Source organism: Burkholderia sp. SIMBA_051 (assembly GCF_046534915.1).
Lineage (GTDB): Bacteria > Pseudomonadota > Gammaproteobacteria > Burkholderiales > Burkholderiaceae > Burkholderia > Burkholderia ambifaria.
Window position 1 is genome coordinate 454,674 of the sequence record NZ_JAWRXS010000003.1, and the last position, 15,740, is coordinate 470,413.

The following is a 15,740-nucleotide window of genomic DNA, read 5'->3' on the forward strand; positions in this document are numbered from 1 at the left end:
ATTGTGTCGCGGGCGCTCCAGCGCTCCGACGTTCAAGCGCCGCGAATCGCCGTGTCAGGCGTCCGGATCGACGCCGCGCCCGATGATCTTCGTCGGAAACGGCTCGCCGCGGGCGCGCGACGGTAGCGCGTCAGGCTCATCGCCCGCGTCGCGGCGGCGCGGCGCGACCGCATCGAGCAGCGCCTGCTGCTCGGGCGGAATCTGATAGTCCCAGCCGAAGCGGCTCAGCTGCAGGCTCTGCGCGATCCGCAGCGCGGGTTCCATGAAGCGGATCGCCGCGGGCGGCGTGTAGCGCCCCTCGACGGTCTTCAGGAACAGCGACAGCCAGCGGCTGAAATGCGCGGGCTCGATCCCGTCGAGCGGCTGGTGCGCCTGCTGCACGTTGCCGCGATAGCCTTTGGTGCCGAGCACGAGGCTCGACCAGAAGCTGACCATCTTCGGCAGATGGTCGTCCCAGCGGCCCTCCAGCTTCGCGTCGAACACGGGTCCGAGCAGCGGATCGGCGCGCACGCGGTCGTAGAATGCGTACACGAGGTCGCGGATATTGTCTTCGGTCGGTTCGGCGTCGCGGGGGCGGGCCGGCGCGGTATCGGGCGAGGCGGGCAGGGCAGTCATCGCAAAAAGGGCCGGAAAAATCGGGGCGTTGGCGGAGCCCGGCGGCGCGGCAGCGCAGGGAATGCGCAGGACGCCGGGCGGATTTTGACGCAAAATAGCGTCGACCATTGCCTGAAAAATGCGTGGATTCCATGCATCTTATTGCGCGCAGGCCATCCCGGCAACCCGGCGCCTTCAGGCGCGCCCGCCGGCCGGCGCGCGCCGATCGACCCGTTCCGCATGATCGGGGCACGATCGATCATTTTCCGTATCCGCTCATGAGACTCACCGACTACACCGACTACTCGCTGCGCGTCATGCTGTATCTCGCCGTGCGTGGCGAGGGGCTCGCGACGATCCAGGAGATCTCGGACGCCTACGGCATCTCCAAGAACCATCTGATGAAGGTCGTCCAGCAGCTCGGCGAGCTCGGCTGGGTCGATACCGTCCGCGGCCGCAACGGCGGGCTGCGACTGTTCCCCGACTCGCTGAAGCTGACGGTCGGGCAGGTGGTGCGCGCGACCGAGAACGATTTCGCGCTGGTCGGCTGCTTTTCCGCCGACGGCGGCGAGTCGCGCGGTTGCGTGATCGAGCCGCAGTGCCGCCTCAAGGGCGTGCTGGCGGCCGCGCGCGATGCGTTCTTCGCCGAACTCGACGGCCACATGCTCGGCGAACTGGCCGAACCCGCGTCGCCGCTCGCCACTCTGCTGGGCATTCGTCCGATCGCGCTGGTGCGTGCCGAGCCGTCCGGGGATCACGCGCTGGCCTCCACGGCAGCGCCGTCGAAGGCCGGCTGACACGCCGGCGTTACCCCGCATCCCGCTGCCCTGTGCCCACCGATCGCTGCGTGTGTTTTTTGCGCTGAATCAACCCGAATTTCGCTTGAAACCCGCATAACCATCCTCATCTTGGTGTTAATCGAAAATTGGAGGTCTCGACTAAATGAGAATCGACAAGCTCACCACCAAGTTCCAGGAAGCACTGGCAGACGCGCAAAGCCTCGCGGCAGGCCGCGACAATCAATACATCGAACCCGTTCACGTGCTGGCCGCGCTGGTCGCGCAGCACGACGGCTCCGCCCGCTCGCTGATGTCGCGCGCCGGCATTCACGTGCAGGCGCTGCAAGGCGCGCTGAACGAGGCCATTTCGCGCCTGCCGCAAGTGACGGGCACGGGCGGCGACATCCAGATCGGCCGTGAGTTGGCCGGGCTGCTGAACCAGGCCGACAAGGAAGCGCAGAAGCTCAACGACACGTTCATCGCAAGCGAGATGTTCCTGCTCGCGGTGTCCGACGACAAGGGCGAAGCTGGCAAGCTCGCGCGCCAGCACGGCCTGTCGCGCAAATCGCTCGAAGCCGCGATCGCCGCGGTGCGCGGCGGCTCGCAGGTGCACAGCCAGGACGCCGAAAGCCAGCGCGAGGCGCTGAAGAAATACACGGTCGACCTGACCGAGCGCGCCCGTGCGGGCAAGCTCGACCCGGTGATCGGCCGCGACGACGAAATCCGCCGCTCGATCCAGATCCTGCAGCGCCGCACCAAGAACAACCCGGTGCTGATCGGCGAGCCGGGCGTGGGCAAGACCGCGATCGTCGAAGGGCTCGCGCAGCGGATCGTCAACGGCGAAGTGCCCGAGACGCTGAAGGGCAAGCGCGTGCTGTCGCTCGACATGGCCGCGCTGCTCGCCGGCGCGAAGTATCGCGGCGAGTTCGAGGAGCGCCTGAAGGCCGTGCTCAACGACATCGCGAAGGACGAAGGCCAGACGATCGTGTTCATCGACGAGATCCACACGATGGTCGGCGCCGGCAAGGCCGAAGGCGCGATGGACGCGGGCAACATGCTGAAGCCGGCGCTGTCGCGCGGCGAGCTGCACTGCATCGGCGCGACCACGCTCGACGAATACCGTAAGTACATCGAGAAGGACGCCGCGCTCGAGCGCCGCTTCCAGAAGGTGCTCGTCGACGAGCCGAGCGTCGAGGCGACGATCGCGATCCTGCGCGGGCTGCAGGAGAAGTACGAACTGCACCACGGCGTCGACATCACCGATCCGGCGATCGTCGCCGCGGCCGAGCTGTCGCACCGCTACATCACCGACCGTTTCCTGCCGGACAAGGCGATCGACCTGATCGACGAGGCTGCGTCGAAGATCAAGATGGAAATCGATTCGAAGCCCGAAGAGATGGACAAGCTCGACCGTCGTCTGATCCAGCTGAAGATCGAGCGCGAGGCCGTGAAGAAGGAGCAGGACGAAGCGTCGCAGAAGCGCCTGCAGCTGATCGAGGAAGAGATCGACCGTCTCGGCCGCGAATATGCGGACCTCGAGGAGATCTGGACCGCCGAGAAGGCCGCGGTGCAGGGCAGCGCGCAGCTCAAGGAAGAGATCGAGAAGGTGCGGGCCGACATCGTGCGCCTGCAGCGTGAAGGCAAGCTGGAGAAGGTCGCCGAACTGCAGTACGGCAAGCTGCCGCAACTCGAGTCGCAACTGAAGCAGGTCACGCAGGCCGAAGAGCAGGAGCAGCACAACCCGACGCGTCCGCGTCTGCTGCGCACGCAGGTCGGCGCGGAAGAAATCGCGGAAGTCGTGTCGCGCGCAACCGGGATTCCGGTGTCGCGGATGATGCAGGGCGAACGCGAGAAGCTGCTGCACATCGAGGAAAAGCTGCACGAGCGCGTGGTCGGCCAGCACGAGGCGATCAGCGCGGTCGCGGATGCGATCCGTCGTTCGCGTGCGGGTCTCGCCGATCCGAACCGTCCGTACGGCTCGTTCCTGTTCCTCGGCCCGACGGGTGTCGGCAAGACCGAGCTGTGCAAGGCGCTGGCGTCGTTCCTGTTCGATTCGGAAGAGCACCTGATCCGCATCGACATGAGCGAGTTCATGGAGAAGCACAGCGTCGCGCGGCTGATCGGCGCGCCGCCGGGCTATGTCGGCTACGAGGAAGGCGGCTACCTGACGGAAGCCGTGCGCCGCAAGCCGTACAGCGTGATCCTGCTCGACGAGATCGAGAAGGCGCATCCGGACGTGTTCAACGTGCTGCTGCAGGTGCTCGACGACGGTCGCATGACCGACGGGCAGGGGCGTACGGTCGACTTCAAGAACACGGTGATCGTGATGACGTCGAACCTCGGCTCGCAGGTGATCCAGGCGATGACGGGTGCGCCGCAGGAAGAGATCAAGGACGCCGTGTGGATCGAGGTGAAACAGCACTTCCGTCCGGAGTTCCTGAACCGGATCGACGACGTCGTCGTGTTCCATGCGCTCGATCGCAGCAACATCGAATCGATCGCGAAGATCCAGCTCGCACGCCTGCACGACCGGCTCGCGAAGCTCGACATGGCGCTCGACGTGTCGCCGGCGGCGCTCGAACAGATCGCGAAGGTCGGCTACGATCCGGTGTTCGGCGCGCGGCCGCTGAAGCGCGCGATCCAGCAGGAGATCGAGAACCCGGTCGCGAAGCTGATCCTCGCGGGCCGCTTCGGCCCGAAGGACGTGATCCCGGTCGACGTCAACGACGGCGAGTTCGTATTCGACCGCGTCGTGCACTGATCGCCGCTGATCGGCCGCCCGCCCGGTTCACGCCGGGCGCGCAAAAACAAACACCCCGCTCAGGCGGGGTGTTTGCGTATGGAGCGGCCGGAACTGCTGCCCGGGCCGTCAGCCGGTGCGGTGCGGGCTCAGGCCTGCTTGTTGCCGCCGAACATGCCGGCGAGCTGCGTGAGCGTGCCGAGCACGTTCGACGTATCGACCTGGCCGCCGGCCGGCACTTCACCGTTCGGCGTCGCGCCGTTGACGACGTGCGGCAGCACCTGCGCGAGGATCGACGAGGCCTGCGACGGATCGATGCCGACCTTGGTCGCGAGCGCGCCGACGACGTCGGAGCCGAGCACGTTCTGCAGCGTGTCGCCCGAGATCGGCTGGTTTTCGCCGGTGCCGACCCACGAGCCGATGATGTCGCCGGCGCCGCCGGCCTTGAACTTCTCGATCAGGCCGTTCAGGCCGCCCGGCTGGTTGTTGATGAATTCGAGCGCGGTCGTGATGAGCGCGCTTTGCGAGTTGCCGCCGGCCTGGCCGCCGATCAGACCGCCAACGATGTCGAGGAGACCCATGGTTCTTCACCTTCACTGAAAAGGGCGCCGCAGCAACGGCGCCCGTTGATCGAATGCCGCGCGCACGCCGTCGCGCGCGCGGCGCACATCAGGCGCCCGACGCCGCGGCGGCGGAGGCTGCCTTGTCCTTCTTGCTCTTCTTCTTCGAACCCTTGGTCGCCTTCGTGGACGACGCAGCGGCCGGCGCGCTCGCGCCCGCGCCTGCATCGGCGGATGCCGCCGCGGCTGCGGCCGCCTTCTCCTTCTTCGATGCGCGCTTGCTCTTGGCCGGCTTGGCCGCCGCTTCCGGCGCGCTGGCGGCCGGTGCGGTCGCCGTCGTGCCGGTCGGCGTGGTCGTCGGCGTCGATGCGGTGCCTGCCGACGTCGTGGCCGACGTGGTTGCCGACGTCGTCGCGGCCGGCTTCGACAGCTTCACGCCCTTCGGCGGCGTCGACGAGCCGCCGATCGTCAGGCCGTTCTCCTCGAGATGCCCGACCGATTTCGTGCCGAGACCCTTCACGCGGTTCGCGAGATCGTCCGCGTCCTTGAACGGGCCGTTCTTGGTGCGTTCGTCGATGATCGCCTTCGACTTCACGGGCCCGAGACCCTTCACCGCTTCGAGCGCGGCCTGATCGGCCGTGTTGACTTCCACGGCCGCGGCGAGGCCGGCGGCAAGCGACAGCGACAGCGCGACGAACAGCATCAGCAGCTTTTTCAGCATGGCAAGGGCTCCCTGGTTCTGACGGATGAATGGGCGTTGCAACGGACGACTGGACGAGGCCCGGCCGGGCGTCGCCGTTAAGCATAGGACAAATGCGTGCCCTTTTTAAGACAGGCTATGACCGAATCTTGCTGAAGGCTTGCGCCGCTGTAAAGACAGAAAGCTGCACCGGGCCGCGGTTTTGACCATTCTTTACGGTGTCCGCGATGCGCTCCGCGGCGCGGACTGCAAATTATTTGATATGGCCGTGCGACGATGCTTGACTTAGAGTGAACTCTAACTCCTAACCTTGTTCCTGCCATGTCGAAAACCGTATCCAAACCTTCCGCCGCCGGTCCGCTGACGATCGGGCAAGTCGCCGAACTGACCGGCGTGTCGACGCACACGTTGCGGTATTACGAGCAGGCCGGCCTGCTGCGCGCGATTTCGCGCACGGCGGCCGGGCACCGGCTCTATGCACCGGCCGACCTTGACTGGCTCGCCTTCGTGATGCGCCTGAAGGCGACCGGCATGCCGATCGCGCAGATGCAGCAGTTCGCGGCGTTGCGGGCCCAAGGCGAGTCGACGTTCGGTGAGCGGCGGCGGTTGCTGTCCGCGCATCGCGATGCGGTGCGCGCGCATATCGCGGAGCTGCAGGCGAGCCTCGACGCGATCGGCGACAAGATCGCGTACTACGAGACGCAGGAACGCGAGACGGAACGACGGGCGAAACCTACTCATTCACTCTCTGAACAGGACGGACACCATGGAACGACTCGTTGAAGACCGCTATACGCGTGGCTGGAACAAGCTGAAGGAAATCGACGGCGAAGCGGGCGAACGCGTGATCGCGGCGCTCGCGCCCATCGCGCCCGACTTCGGGCGGCTGATCGTCGAGTTCGGCTTCGGCGACATCTACAGCCGGCCGCAGCTCGACCTGAAAGCGCGCGAGATAGCGACGATCGCCGCACTGGCCGCGCTCGGCAATGCGCAGCCGCAACTGAAGGTGCATATCGAGGCCGCGCTGAACGTCGGCTGCACGCGCGAAGAGATCGTCGAGGTGTTCATGCAGATGGCCGTCTACGCGGGGTTCCCGGCCGCGCTGAACGCGTTGTTCGCCGCGCACGAGGTGTTCACGCGGCACGATGAAGCGCTCGGCGAGGACGGCGTCGAAACCGAAGCGGCCGCGCACACGGCGTGATGCAAAGCGTGCCGATGCGTCGCAGGCATCAGATGCGGTGCGGCGCGACGATCCGGTGCTTGGCGATTCGCCGGTACAGCGTCGCGCGCGAGATGCCGAGCGCCTTCGCGGCCGCATCGGGCCGCCAGCGATGCGCGGTGAGTGCCGCGACGATGCGGCCGCGTTCGTCGTCCGGCAGTGCGCCAGCCGGACCGGCGCCGAGCTGCGCGGCGAGATCGGCCGGCAGGTCGCGCCGCGTCACGCATGCGGCGTCGCATACCGCGCACGCATAGCGCAGCACGTTGCGCAGCTGGCGCACGTTACCGGGCCACGGATACGCGGCGAGCTGCGCGGCGAGCGTCGGGTCGAGCGTGAGCACGTGGCCGGTCGCTTGCGCCTCTTCGGCGAACACCGTGGCGATCACGTCGCCCACGTCCGCGCGCTCGCGCAGCGGCGGCAGCTCGAACGTCGCGCCGCTCAACCGGTAATACAGGTCCTCGCGGAACGTGCCGTCGGCCACCATCCGCGCGAGATCGCGGTGGGTCGCGCAGATCACGTCGAGATCGACGCGCACGGGCGTGTCGCTGCCGAGCGGCACGACCTCGCCGTCGGCGAGCACGCGCAACAGGCGCGTCTGCAGCGTGAGCGGCATGTCGCCGATTTCGTCGAGGAACAGCGTGCCGCCGTCGGCGAGCGCGATCTTGCCGCGCGCGCCGTGCTTGCGCGCGCCGGTGAACGCACCGGCCGCATAGCCGAACAGCTCGCTTTCGATCAGTGCCTCGGGCAGCGCGCCGCAGTTGACCGCGACGAACGGCCGCGTACGCCGCGCGCCGGCGTCGTGGATCGCGCGGGCGAACACTTCCTTTCCCGCGCCGGTTTCGCCCAGCACGAGGATCGGCAGCCGCTTGCTCGCGACCCGCAGCGCGAGTTCGGCCTGCTGCGCGACGCGCGCGTCGCTGCTGTGCAGGAATGGCGTCAGCGCGCCGACGTGGCGCTGCGCGGTGCCGGGTCGGCGCGAGGTCGGGGCGGCCCGTGCCGCGCCGGTTTCGCGGCCCGCACGCCGTAACGGCGCACGCAGTCGCGCATAGAGCGGCGCGCCGGTCGCGCGCAGCCGCAGCGCGACGATCGCATCGAGCCGCGCGGCGTCGCGCAGCGGCATCTCGGTGGCATCGAAGATCTCGTCGATATGGCGCGGTTCGCGCAGCGCCGGCAGCGCGTCGCGCGCGTGCCGGTTCGCGGCGACGATATTGCCGCATTCGTCGAACGCGATCAGCCATTCAGGCTGCGCCTCGACGTAGTGACGGTTCGGATGCCCGAACAATATCCAGTGCTGCGCGGTGCTGTGCACGAAATAGCCGTCCTCGATCAGCGCCGCGCTCTGCCGCACGAGCTGGTACACGAGACGCTGGCTGTCACGGCCGTCGGGCGACTGGACGGCCGACGCGTCGAGCACGCCGATCAGTTCGCCGCCCGGCGAGAAGATCGGCGCTGCGCTGCAGGTGAGCGTGGTGAACGCCGCGCGGAAGTGGTCGGTCTTGTGCACGGTGATCGGCGCGAGATCGGTCAGCACGCTCGCGACGCCGCACGTGCCTTCCTCGCTTTCCGACCAGCACGAGCCGATGTGCAGCCCCGCATGGCGGAAGTCGTTGCGGCGCTCGCGGTCGATCCGGTAGTCGATCGTCACGCCATGCGCGTCGGTCAGCATCACGCAATAGTCGGCGACCCGAATCATCTCGTGCAGGCGCGTCAGGCACTGGCCCGAGGCGCGCAGGAACGCCTCCTCCTTGTCGCGCACCTCGCGCAACTCGGCCGCGGTCAGCACGCGCGGGCCGATCGACGAAGCGGGGTCCAGCGCGTAGCGCTCGAGCGAGCGCTGCCACGACGACACGAGACGCGCGGAATCGGCCGGCGCGGGCAGGCGCCCGGCGAGCGCGCCGAGCACACGGTCGGCGTGCTGGGCCTGGGGGACGGCATAGGGCATGGTCGGCTCCGGTTCCGTACGGCGGGGATTTCGATGCTCTTGTAGCACATCCGCGGCGGCGGATCACATTGCATCGCAGCACGCGTGCGGCATGAGACGTTCGTCTCACCGGCATCTCAGCCCGTCTCGCGCAGTTGAGACGGGCAGACGCACCCGGCAACGGGGTGGGTAGGAGTACGGCGATGCGTGCCACGCCGCGATGTGCGTGGCTTGCCGGCCCAACGGCAATGACGATCACGGTGCCGAAGTCGCCGTGTCGACAGATAGACCACGTGAGACGCACGGCCTGTTTCGCTCCGCTTCGCGCCGGCCGGCCGCAGGTGCCGGTGACGTGCGCGCCCCGCGGAGCCAGTCTCCACAAGGGTTTCGGGGACATTGCACACGCGATGGCACGCCGCTTGCAGATAGGACGGGCAACACCGGCGCGATCGCGTCGGCGACGACGATCCGCCGCCCTCGATGACGGCGGACGACACATGAAGGCCGGTGCGCGAGCGCCGGTCCACTGGATGGAGACAAGCCCGTGACGACGCCCGTGACCGTCGGCGTGATCGCGAACCCCGCATCGGGGCGCGACATTCGCCGTCTGACGACGCATGCATCCGTGTTCCCGACCGCGGAAAAAGCCAACATGGTCGTGCGCCTGCTTGCCGGCCTCGGCGCGATGGGCGTCGAGCGCGTGCTGACCCTGCGCGACAAGACGGGCATCGCGACGCTGCTGATGCGGGCGCTCGACACGCATCGTGCGCTCGCGCCGCACGAACGCTGGCCCGACGTCGAATTCGTCGACCTGCCGATCTCCGACACGGTTGCCGACACGCACGCCGGCGCGGCCTACATGCGCCGGAGGGAAGTCGCGCTGATCGTCGTGCTCGGCGGCGACGGCACTCATCGCGCGGTCGCCGCGCACTGCGGCGCGACACCGCTCGTCGCGCTGTCCACCGGCACCAACAACGCGTTTCCCGAACATCGCGAGGCGACCGTCGCGGGCATCGCGGCAGGACTCGCCGCGACCGGCGCCGTGCCGGCCGAGATCGCGTTCGTGCGCAACAAGCGGCTCGTCGTGCGCGGCGTGGCGGGCGCGAACGCGGGGCGCGAGGAGATCGCGCTCGTCGACGTGTGCGCCGCACGCCAGCGCTTCATCGGCGCGCGGGCGATCTCGGGGCCCGACGACATCGACACCCTGTACCTGACCTTCGCGGAACCGGACGGCATCGGCCTGTCCGCGCTCGGCGGCGCGTGGGCGCCGCTCGAGCGCAGCGCGCCGCACGGGCTCGCGATGCGCTTCGCCGCCGACGGCAACGCGGCCGGCACGCCGCTCGTCGCGCCGATCGCACCCGGGCGCGTCGATCGCGTCGTGATGCGCAGCTGCGAGCGGCTCGAACAGGGTGCGTGGCAGACGATCCCGTTCGAGCGCGGCACGCTCGCGTTCGACGGCGAGCGCGAGATCGAGGTCGCGCGCGGCGATCGCTACGAGATCGCGCTCGACTGGCGCGGGCCGCTCACCGTCGATGTGGGCCGCACGCTGCGCTACGCGTCGTCGCGTCAGGTATTGCGCGCCGCCGGCGCGTGGCGCGACTGACGGCAGTTTCACGTTTCACCGACGGCCGCAGGCCGTGCAATCCGTCGCCGGGGCGTTGCCGCGGCGGCATTCGCAGTCAGACCTACCAGGAGACACACATGACCGTTTCGACACAGCTCAGCAGGGACAAGCTGCTGGACGCCTACCGGCTGATGCGCACGATCCGCGAATTCGAGGAACGTCTGCACGTCGAGTTCGCGACCGGCGAAATCCCGGGGTTCGTCCACCTGTATGCGGGCGAGGAGGCATCCGCGGTCGGCACGATGCTGCACCTCGGTCTCGAGGACTACGTCGCGACCACGCACCGCGGGCACGGCCACTGCATCGCGAAAGGCGTCGACGTGCACGGGATGATGGCCGAGATCTACGGCAAGAAGACGGGCGTCTGCCGCGGCAAGGGCGGCTCGATGCACATCGCCGACCTGTCGATGGGGATGCTCGGCGCGAACGGGATCGTCGGCGCGGGCGGCCCGCTCGTGTGCGGCGCGGCGCTCGCGGCCAAGCACAAGAAGACCGGCGGGGTCGGCGTGTGCTTCTTCGGCGATGGCGCGTCGAACCAGGGCGTGATCTTCGAATCGATGAACCTCGCGTCGGTGTGGCGGCTGCCGGCGATCTTCGTGGCCGAAAACAACGGCTACGCGGAAGCGACGGCGTCGAGCTGGTCGGTCGCGACCGACAACATCGCCGATCGCGCGAACGGCTTCGGCATGCCCGGCGTGATCGTCGACGGCTTCGACTTCTTCGCGGTGCACGAGGCGCTCGGCGAAGCGGTCGCACGCGCGCGCAGCGGCGGCGGCCCGACGCTCGTCGAGGTGAAGTTCACACGCTACTTCGGCCACTTCGAAGGCGATGCGCAGACCTATCGCGCGCCGGGCGAAGTGCAGAAGCTGCGCGACGAGAAGGACTGCCTGAAGCATTTCGAAACGCGCGTCGTGCGCGCCGAAGCGCTGACGACCGACGAGCTGCGTGCCGTCGATGCGCAGGTGAAGACGCTGATCGACGACGCGGTCGCGCAGGCGAAGGCCGCGCCGCTGCCGGACGCGGCCGACCTGCTGGCCGACGTGTACGTGTCGTACCCGTGAATGCGATGTGACACGGCAGCCCTCGGCTGGCGGCCGGCACGGCGAACCGAATATCCCAGGAGACAGACATGGCAAGGAAGATTACTTATTCGCAGGCGATCAACGAGGCGCTCGCGCAGGAAATGGCGCGCGACGACAGCGTGATCGTGATGGGCGAGGACAATGCAGGCGGCGCGGGCGCGCCGGGCGAGGACGACGCGTGGGGCGGCGTGCTCGGCGTGACGAAGGGGCTGTTCCACAAGTTTCCGGGCCGCGTGCTCGACACGCCGCTGTCGGAGGGCGGCTACATCGGCACGGCGGTCGGTGCGGCCGCATGCGGGATGCGGCCCGTCGCGGAGTTGATGTTCATCGATTTCATGGGCGTGTGCTTCGACCAGATCTTCAACCAGGCCGCGAAATTCCGCTACATGTTCGGCGGCAAGGCCGTGACGCCGGTCGTGATCCGCGCGATGTACGGCGCCGGCCTGCGCGCGGCCGCGCAGCATTCGCAGATGCTCACGTCGCTGTTTACGCACATCCCGGGGCTGAAGGTCGTGTGCCCGTCGACGCCGTATGACGCGAAGGGGCTGCTGATCCAGGCGATCCGCGACGACGATCCCGTGATCTTCCTCGAACACAAGCTGCTCTACACGCGGGAAGGCGACGTACCTGAGGAATCCTATGCGATTCCGTTCGGCGAGGCGAACGTCGTACGCGAAGGCGACGACGCGACGATCGTCACGTACGGCCGGATGGTGCATCTCGCGACCGACGCGGCCGCGAAGCTGGCGAAAGACGGCATCCACGTCGACGTGATCGACCTGCGCACGACGTCGCCGCTCGACGAGGAAACGATCCTCGAAAGCGCGGCGCGCACCGGCCACGTGGTGGTCGTCGACGAGGCAAACCCGCGCTGCTCGATCGCGACCGACATCGCCGCGCTCGTCGCGCAGCGCGCGTTCCGGACGCTCAAGGCGCCGATCGAGCTCGTGACCGCGCCGCACACGCCCACGCCGTTCGCCGGCGTGCTGGAAGACCTGTATATCCCGTCCGCCGATGCGATCGCGCAGGCGGTACTGAAGACGAGGAGCTGACACGATGTCGATTCACATGATCACGATGCCCAAGTGGGGGCTGTCGATGGAGCAGGGGCAGGTCAACGGCTGGCTGAAGTCAATCGGCGAGCGCGTGACGAAGGGCGACGAAGTGCTCGACGTCGAGACCGACAAGATCTCGTCGGGCGTCGAGTGCGCGTTCGACGGCACGCTGCGCCGGCAGGTCGCGCAGGAAGGCGAGACGCTGCCGGTCGGTGCACTGCTCGGCGTGGTGGCGGCGGCCGACGCGAGCGATGCCGACATCGATGCGGCGATCGCCGAATTTCAGCGCGATTTCACGCCGAGCGCGGCCGCTGACGACGCCGGCGGCCCGCAGCCCGAGAAGGCGCAGATCGGCGGACGCACGATCCGGTTCCTGAAGCTGGGCGACGGCACGGGCACGCCCGCGGTGCTGATCCACGGCTTCGGCGGTGACCTGAACAACTGGCTGTTCAACCATGCGGAACTCGCCGCGCACCGGCCCGTGTGGGCGCTCGATCTGCCCGGGCACGGCGAAACGGCCAAGGCGGTCGACACCGGCAGCCTCGACGAACTGGCCGATGCGGTGCTCGCGCTGCTCGACGCGCAGCATATCGACCGCGCGCACCTGATCGGCCATTCGATGGGCGGCGCGGTCGCGATGGCGGCGGCCGAGCGTGCGCCGCAACGCGTGGCGTCGCTGACGCTGATCGCGAGCGCCGGGCTCGGCGCCGACATCAACCGCGGCTACATCGACGGCTTCGTCGCCGGCAACAGCCGCAATACGCTGAAGCCGCACCTCGGTGCGCTGTTCGCGGACCACGCGCTCGTCACGCGGCAACTGGTCGAGGACCTCGTCAAGTACAAGCGCCTCGAAGGCGTGCAGGCCGCGCTGGAGAAGATCGCGAACGCTGCGTTCGACGGCGCGGCCCAGCGGCGCGTGTTCCGCGATCGCGTCGCGTCGCTCGCGCCGCGCACGCTCGTGATCTGGGGCGAGCGCGACGAGGTGATTCCCGCGCAGCATGCGCAGGGCTTGCCGGACGGCGTGCGGGCCGAGGTGATCGCGGGCAGCGGCCACATGGTGCAGATGGAGGCGGCTGCCGACGTGAACCGCCTGATCGTCGCGTTTCTCGGAGACTGACGATGACCGCCGCGCTCGAACGACCCAGCCTCACCGCGCTCGGCCAGCCGGGCGCGAGGAGCCGCGACAAGCTCGCGCGCATTCCGGTGCGCGTCGAGCCCGCGGCCGGCGCGGCGCTGCCGAAGCCGCCGTGGCTGCGGGCGCGGCCGATGATGAGCGGGGCGGTCGCCGACATGGCGGCCGTGCTGCGCGATCACCGGCTGCATTCCGTCTGCGAGGAGGCGATGTGCCCGAACATCGGCGAATGCTTCGCGCAGCGCACCGCGACCTTCATGATCATGGGCGGGCTGTGCACGCGGCGCTGCCCGTTCTGCGATGTCGCGCACGGCCGTCCCGAACCGCTCGATCCCGGCGAGCCCGCGCGACTCGCGGCCGCGGTCGCGGCGCTCGGGCTGCGCTACGTCGTGATCACGTCGGTTGATCGCGACGATCTGCGCGACGGCGGCGCCGCGCATTTTGCGGCCTGCATCGCGGCGGTGCGCGCGAGCGTGCCGGGCATCGGCGTCGAGGTGCTGACGCCCGATTTCCGGGGCCGCGTTCCCCGTGCGCTCGACGCGTTGTCGTCGGCGTGGCCGGACGTGTTCAATCACAACATCGAGACGGTGCCGTCGCTGTACCGGGCGGCGCGGCCCGGCGCCGACTATCGCGGCTCGCTCGAACTGCTCGCGCGGGCGAAGGCCGCGCGGCCGACGCTCATGACGAAATCGGGATTGATGCTCGGGCTCGGCGAGCACGACGACGAGGTGCGCGACACGCTGCGCGACCTGCGCGCGCACGAGGTCGACGTATTGACGCTCGGCCAGTATCTCGCACCGTCCGCACACCATCTGCCGGTGCGGCGCTACGTGAGCCCCGATGCGTTCGCCGCATGGCGCGTCGAGGGGCTGGCGCTCGGTTTCAGGGAAGTCGTGGCCGGCCCGCTCGTGCGGTCGTCGTATCACGCGGCCGACGTGCTGGAGGACGCGTAGGCCGCGTAGGTCGCGAGCAGCGGGTCAGGCGCCGACGGACAGCGCCGCGCGGCTGACGCGGCGCAGGTAGAGGGCGAGTCCCGCCCCGGCGAGCATCAGGCTGATCGTGTTCGCGAACCAGAAGCCGCGCGCACCGGTCAGCCATGCCGGCGCGATGCCGCCGATGTCGAAGCCGAGCACGTAGCCACCGCCGAGCCCGACGCCCCACAGCGCGACCGCGTAGATCACGGTGGGCACGACCGCGACCTTGTACGCGCGCAGCACGAATGCCGACGTGATCTGCAGCGCATCGAAGAAGTGATAGCAGGTGACGATCGCGACCAGCGGCAGCGCGGCGGCCACCACGGCCGGGTTCGGCGTGTAGCCGCTGACGATCAGCGGGCGCAGCGTGAACACGAGTACGCCATACGCGGCCGCGATCCCGCACGCGAGCATCACGCTGTGCCGGCCGAGCAGGCGCGCCTCGTCCGGACGGCCGGCACCGAGCGCGCGCGCGACGAGCGTCGATGCCGCGACGCCGATCGACAGCGGCGTCATGTACAGCACCGCGCTGATGTTGCCGGCGATCTGGTGGCCGGCGAGCGTCGTCGTGCCGAACTGTGCGATGAAGAGCGCCATGCACGTGAACGACGTGACCTCGATCAGGTACGACAGGCCCATCGGCACGCCGAGCTTGAGAATCGCCTTCTGGCGCACCCAGACGGGCCAGCAAAAGCGCGAGAAGATCGCGAGCGGCGTGAACACGTCGAGCTTCGCGAGCAGCGTGAAGCCGATCAGCGCGAGCGCCCAGTTAATCAGCGTGCTGGCGAGCCCGCAACCGGGGCCGCCGAGCGCCGGCATGCCGAACCCGCCGAAGATGAACCACACGTTGAGCGGAAACTTGAGCAGCAGCGCGCCGATCTGCAGGATCATCGCGAGGCGCGGCTTGCCGGCCGCGTTGGTCAGCGCGTTGTAGATCCGGAACACGAGGCTGGCCGGCAGCCCGTAAGACAGGATGCGCAGGTAATCGACAGTGCGCTCGTGCAGCGCGGGCGGCGCGTGGGCGATGTGCAGCAGCGGTTCGGGAAAATGCAGCAGCAGGAAGCCGGGCACCGCGAGCATCAGCGCGAGCCACAGCGCCTGGCGGACTTCCTCGCCGATCTCGGCGTAGCGCCGGGCGCCGTACAGCTGCCCGGTGATCGGCTGCAGCGCGGACAGGATGCCCGTCATCCCGATGTAGATCGACACGTAGATCGACGAACCGAGCCCGAGCGCGGCCAAGTCGATGGCCGAGTAGCGGCCGACCATCGCCGTGTCGATCACGCCGAACGCGATGATCGCGAGCTGGCCGACGAGCACCGGCCATGCGAGACCGACGATCCGGCGGATGTCGGCGAACATC

The 15,740-nt window shown here is 68.6% G+C and carries 14 protein-coding genes; 9 read left to right on the forward strand and 5 right to left on the reverse strand.

Annotation, left to right across the window (positions count from 1 at the left end; genetic code table 11):
* Positions 1-54: 54 nt before the first annotated feature.
* A complete protein-coding gene (locus SB771_RS09590; RefSeq protein ID WP_175660637.1) occupies positions 55-615 on the reverse strand; it encodes a group III truncated hemoglobin in 561 nt (186 codons plus the stop codon).
* Between the two features lie 257 nt (positions 616-872).
* Here SB771_RS09590 and SB771_RS09595 point away from each other — a divergent pair, with 257 nt between their 5' ends.
* Entirely contained in the window at positions 873-1,391 is a 519-nt protein-coding gene (locus SB771_RS09595; RefSeq protein ID WP_175660638.1) for an Rrf2 family transcriptional regulator, read from the forward strand.
* Positions 1,392-1,536: 145 nt separating this feature from the next.
* Positions 1,537-4,134 (forward strand): ATP-dependent chaperone ClpB, encoded by a 2,598-nt coding sequence (gene clpB, locus SB771_RS09600; RefSeq protein WP_175660639.1) that lies wholly within the window; start codon positions 1,537-1,539, stop codon positions 4,132-4,134.
* Between the two features lie 128 nt (positions 4,135-4,262).
* On the opposite strand, the gene SB771_RS09605 is transcribed toward clpB, so the two are convergent.
* Positions 4,263-4,694, reverse strand: coding sequence for a YidB family protein (locus SB771_RS09605; RefSeq protein ID WP_166724682.1), 432 nt, complete (start codon positions 4,692-4,694; stop codon positions 4,263-4,265).
* Positions 4,695-4,782: 88 nt separating this feature from the next.
* Positions 4,783-5,394, reverse strand: a complete 612-nt coding sequence (locus SB771_RS09610) for a ComEA family DNA-binding protein (RefSeq protein WP_175660640.1) — start codon at positions 5,392-5,394, stop codon at positions 4,783-4,785.
* A 300-nt stretch (positions 5,395-5,694) separates the two neighbouring features.
* Here SB771_RS09610 and SB771_RS09615 point away from each other — a divergent pair, with 300 nt between their 5' ends.
* Both SB771_RS09615 and SB771_RS09620 read left to right on the forward strand, forming a co-directional pair.
* Entirely contained in the window at positions 5,695-6,156 is a 462-nt protein-coding gene (locus SB771_RS09615; protein ID WP_011657045.1) for a MerR family transcriptional regulator, read from the forward strand.
* Complete coding sequence (locus SB771_RS09620; protein WP_175660641.1) at positions 6,140-6,574, forward strand: carboxymuconolactone decarboxylase family protein; 435 nt, start codon at positions 6,140-6,142, stop codon at positions 6,572-6,574. Before SB771_RS09615 ends, SB771_RS09620 begins: the two co-directional genes overlap by 17 nt.
* Before the next feature lie 28 nt (positions 6,575-6,602).
* On the opposite strand, the gene SB771_RS09625 is transcribed toward SB771_RS09620, so the two are convergent.
* Positions 6,603-8,534, reverse strand: a complete 1,932-nt coding sequence (locus SB771_RS09625) for a sigma-54-dependent Fis family transcriptional regulator (protein ID WP_175660642.1) — start codon at positions 8,532-8,534, stop codon at positions 6,603-6,605.
* A 523-nt stretch (positions 8,535-9,057) separates the two neighbouring features.
* Here SB771_RS09625 and SB771_RS09630 point away from each other — a divergent pair.
* The 5 genes from SB771_RS09630 (at position 9,058) to lipA (ending at position 14,359) form a co-directional block, all read left to right on the forward strand.
* Positions 9,058-10,116, forward strand: coding sequence for an ATP-NAD kinase family protein (locus SB771_RS09630; protein WP_175660643.1), 1,059 nt, complete (start codon positions 9,058-9,060; stop codon positions 10,114-10,116).
* 98 nt (positions 10,117-10,214) lie between these two features.
* Positions 10,215-11,198, forward strand: coding sequence for a thiamine pyrophosphate-dependent dehydrogenase E1 component subunit alpha (locus SB771_RS09635; RefSeq protein ID WP_011657041.1), 984 nt, complete (start codon positions 10,215-10,217; stop codon positions 11,196-11,198).
* 68 nt (positions 11,199-11,266) lie between these two features.
* A complete protein-coding gene (locus tag SB771_RS09640) occupies positions 11,267-12,271 on the forward strand; it encodes an alpha-ketoacid dehydrogenase subunit beta (protein WP_175660644.1) in 1,005 nt (334 codons plus the stop codon).
* A gap of 4 nt (positions 12,272-12,275) precedes the next feature.
* Positions 12,276-13,391, forward strand: coding sequence for an acetoin dehydrogenase dihydrolipoyllysine-residue acetyltransferase subunit (locus SB771_RS09645; protein ID WP_175660645.1), 1,116 nt, complete (start codon positions 12,276-12,278; stop codon positions 13,389-13,391).
* Positions 13,392-13,393: 2 nt separating this feature from the next.
* Complete coding sequence (gene lipA, locus SB771_RS09650; protein ID WP_175660646.1) at positions 13,394-14,359, forward strand: lipoyl synthase; 966 nt, start codon at positions 13,394-13,396, stop codon at positions 14,357-14,359.
* 24 nt (positions 14,360-14,383) lie between these two features.
* On the opposite strand, the gene SB771_RS09655 is transcribed toward lipA, so the two are convergent.
* Positions 14,384-15,739 (reverse strand): MATE family efflux transporter, encoded by a 1,356-nt coding sequence (locus SB771_RS09655; RefSeq protein ID WP_175660647.1) that lies wholly within the window; start codon positions 15,737-15,739, stop codon positions 14,384-14,386.
* Position 15,740: the final 1 nt, after the last annotated feature.

Excerpts from the sequence above, each read along its gene's own strand:
- SB771_RS09635 (WP_011657041.1), top strand. The coding sequence starts at position 10,215 with ATGACCGTTTCGACACAGCTCAGCAGGGACAAGCTGCTGGACGCCTAC.
- SB771_RS09655 (WP_175660647.1), bottom strand. The coding sequence starts at position 15,739 with ATGTTCGCCGACATCCGCCGGATCGTCGGTCTCGCATGGCCGGTGCTC.
- SB771_RS09610 (WP_175660640.1), bottom strand. The coding sequence starts at position 5,394 with ATGCTGAAAAAGCTGCTGATGCTGTTCGTCGCGCTGTCGCTGTCGCTT.
- SB771_RS09625 (WP_175660642.1), bottom strand. The coding sequence starts at position 8,534 with ATGCCCTATGCCGTCCCCCAGGCCCAGCACGCCGACCGTGTGCTCGGC.
- SB771_RS09640 (WP_175660644.1), top strand. The coding sequence starts at position 11,267 with ATGGCAAGGAAGATTACTTATTCGCAGGCGATCAACGAGGCGCTCGCG.
- SB771_RS09615 (WP_011657045.1), top strand. The coding sequence starts at position 5,695 with ATGTCGAAAACCGTATCCAAACCTTCCGCCGCCGGTCCGCTGACGATC.
- SB771_RS09595 (WP_175660638.1), top strand. The coding sequence starts at position 873 with ATGAGACTCACCGACTACACCGACTACTCGCTGCGCGTCATGCTGTAT.
- clpB (WP_175660639.1), top strand. The coding sequence starts at position 1,537 with ATGAGAATCGACAAGCTCACCACCAAGTTCCAGGAAGCACTGGCAGAC.
- SB771_RS09605 (WP_166724682.1), bottom strand. The coding sequence starts at position 4,694 with ATGGGTCTCCTCGACATCGTTGGCGGTCTGATCGGCGGCCAGGCCGGC.
- SB771_RS09590 (WP_175660637.1), bottom strand. The coding sequence starts at position 615 with ATGACTGCCCTGCCCGCCTCGCCCGATACCGCGCCGGCCCGCCCCCGC.
- SB771_RS09645 (WP_175660645.1), top strand. The coding sequence starts at position 12,276 with ATGTCGATTCACATGATCACGATGCCCAAGTGGGGGCTGTCGATGGAG.
- lipA (WP_175660646.1), top strand. The coding sequence starts at position 13,394 with ATGACCGCCGCGCTCGAACGACCCAGCCTCACCGCGCTCGGCCAGCCG.
- SB771_RS09620 (WP_175660641.1), top strand. The coding sequence starts at position 6,140 with ATGGAACGACTCGTTGAAGACCGCTATACGCGTGGCTGGAACAAGCTG.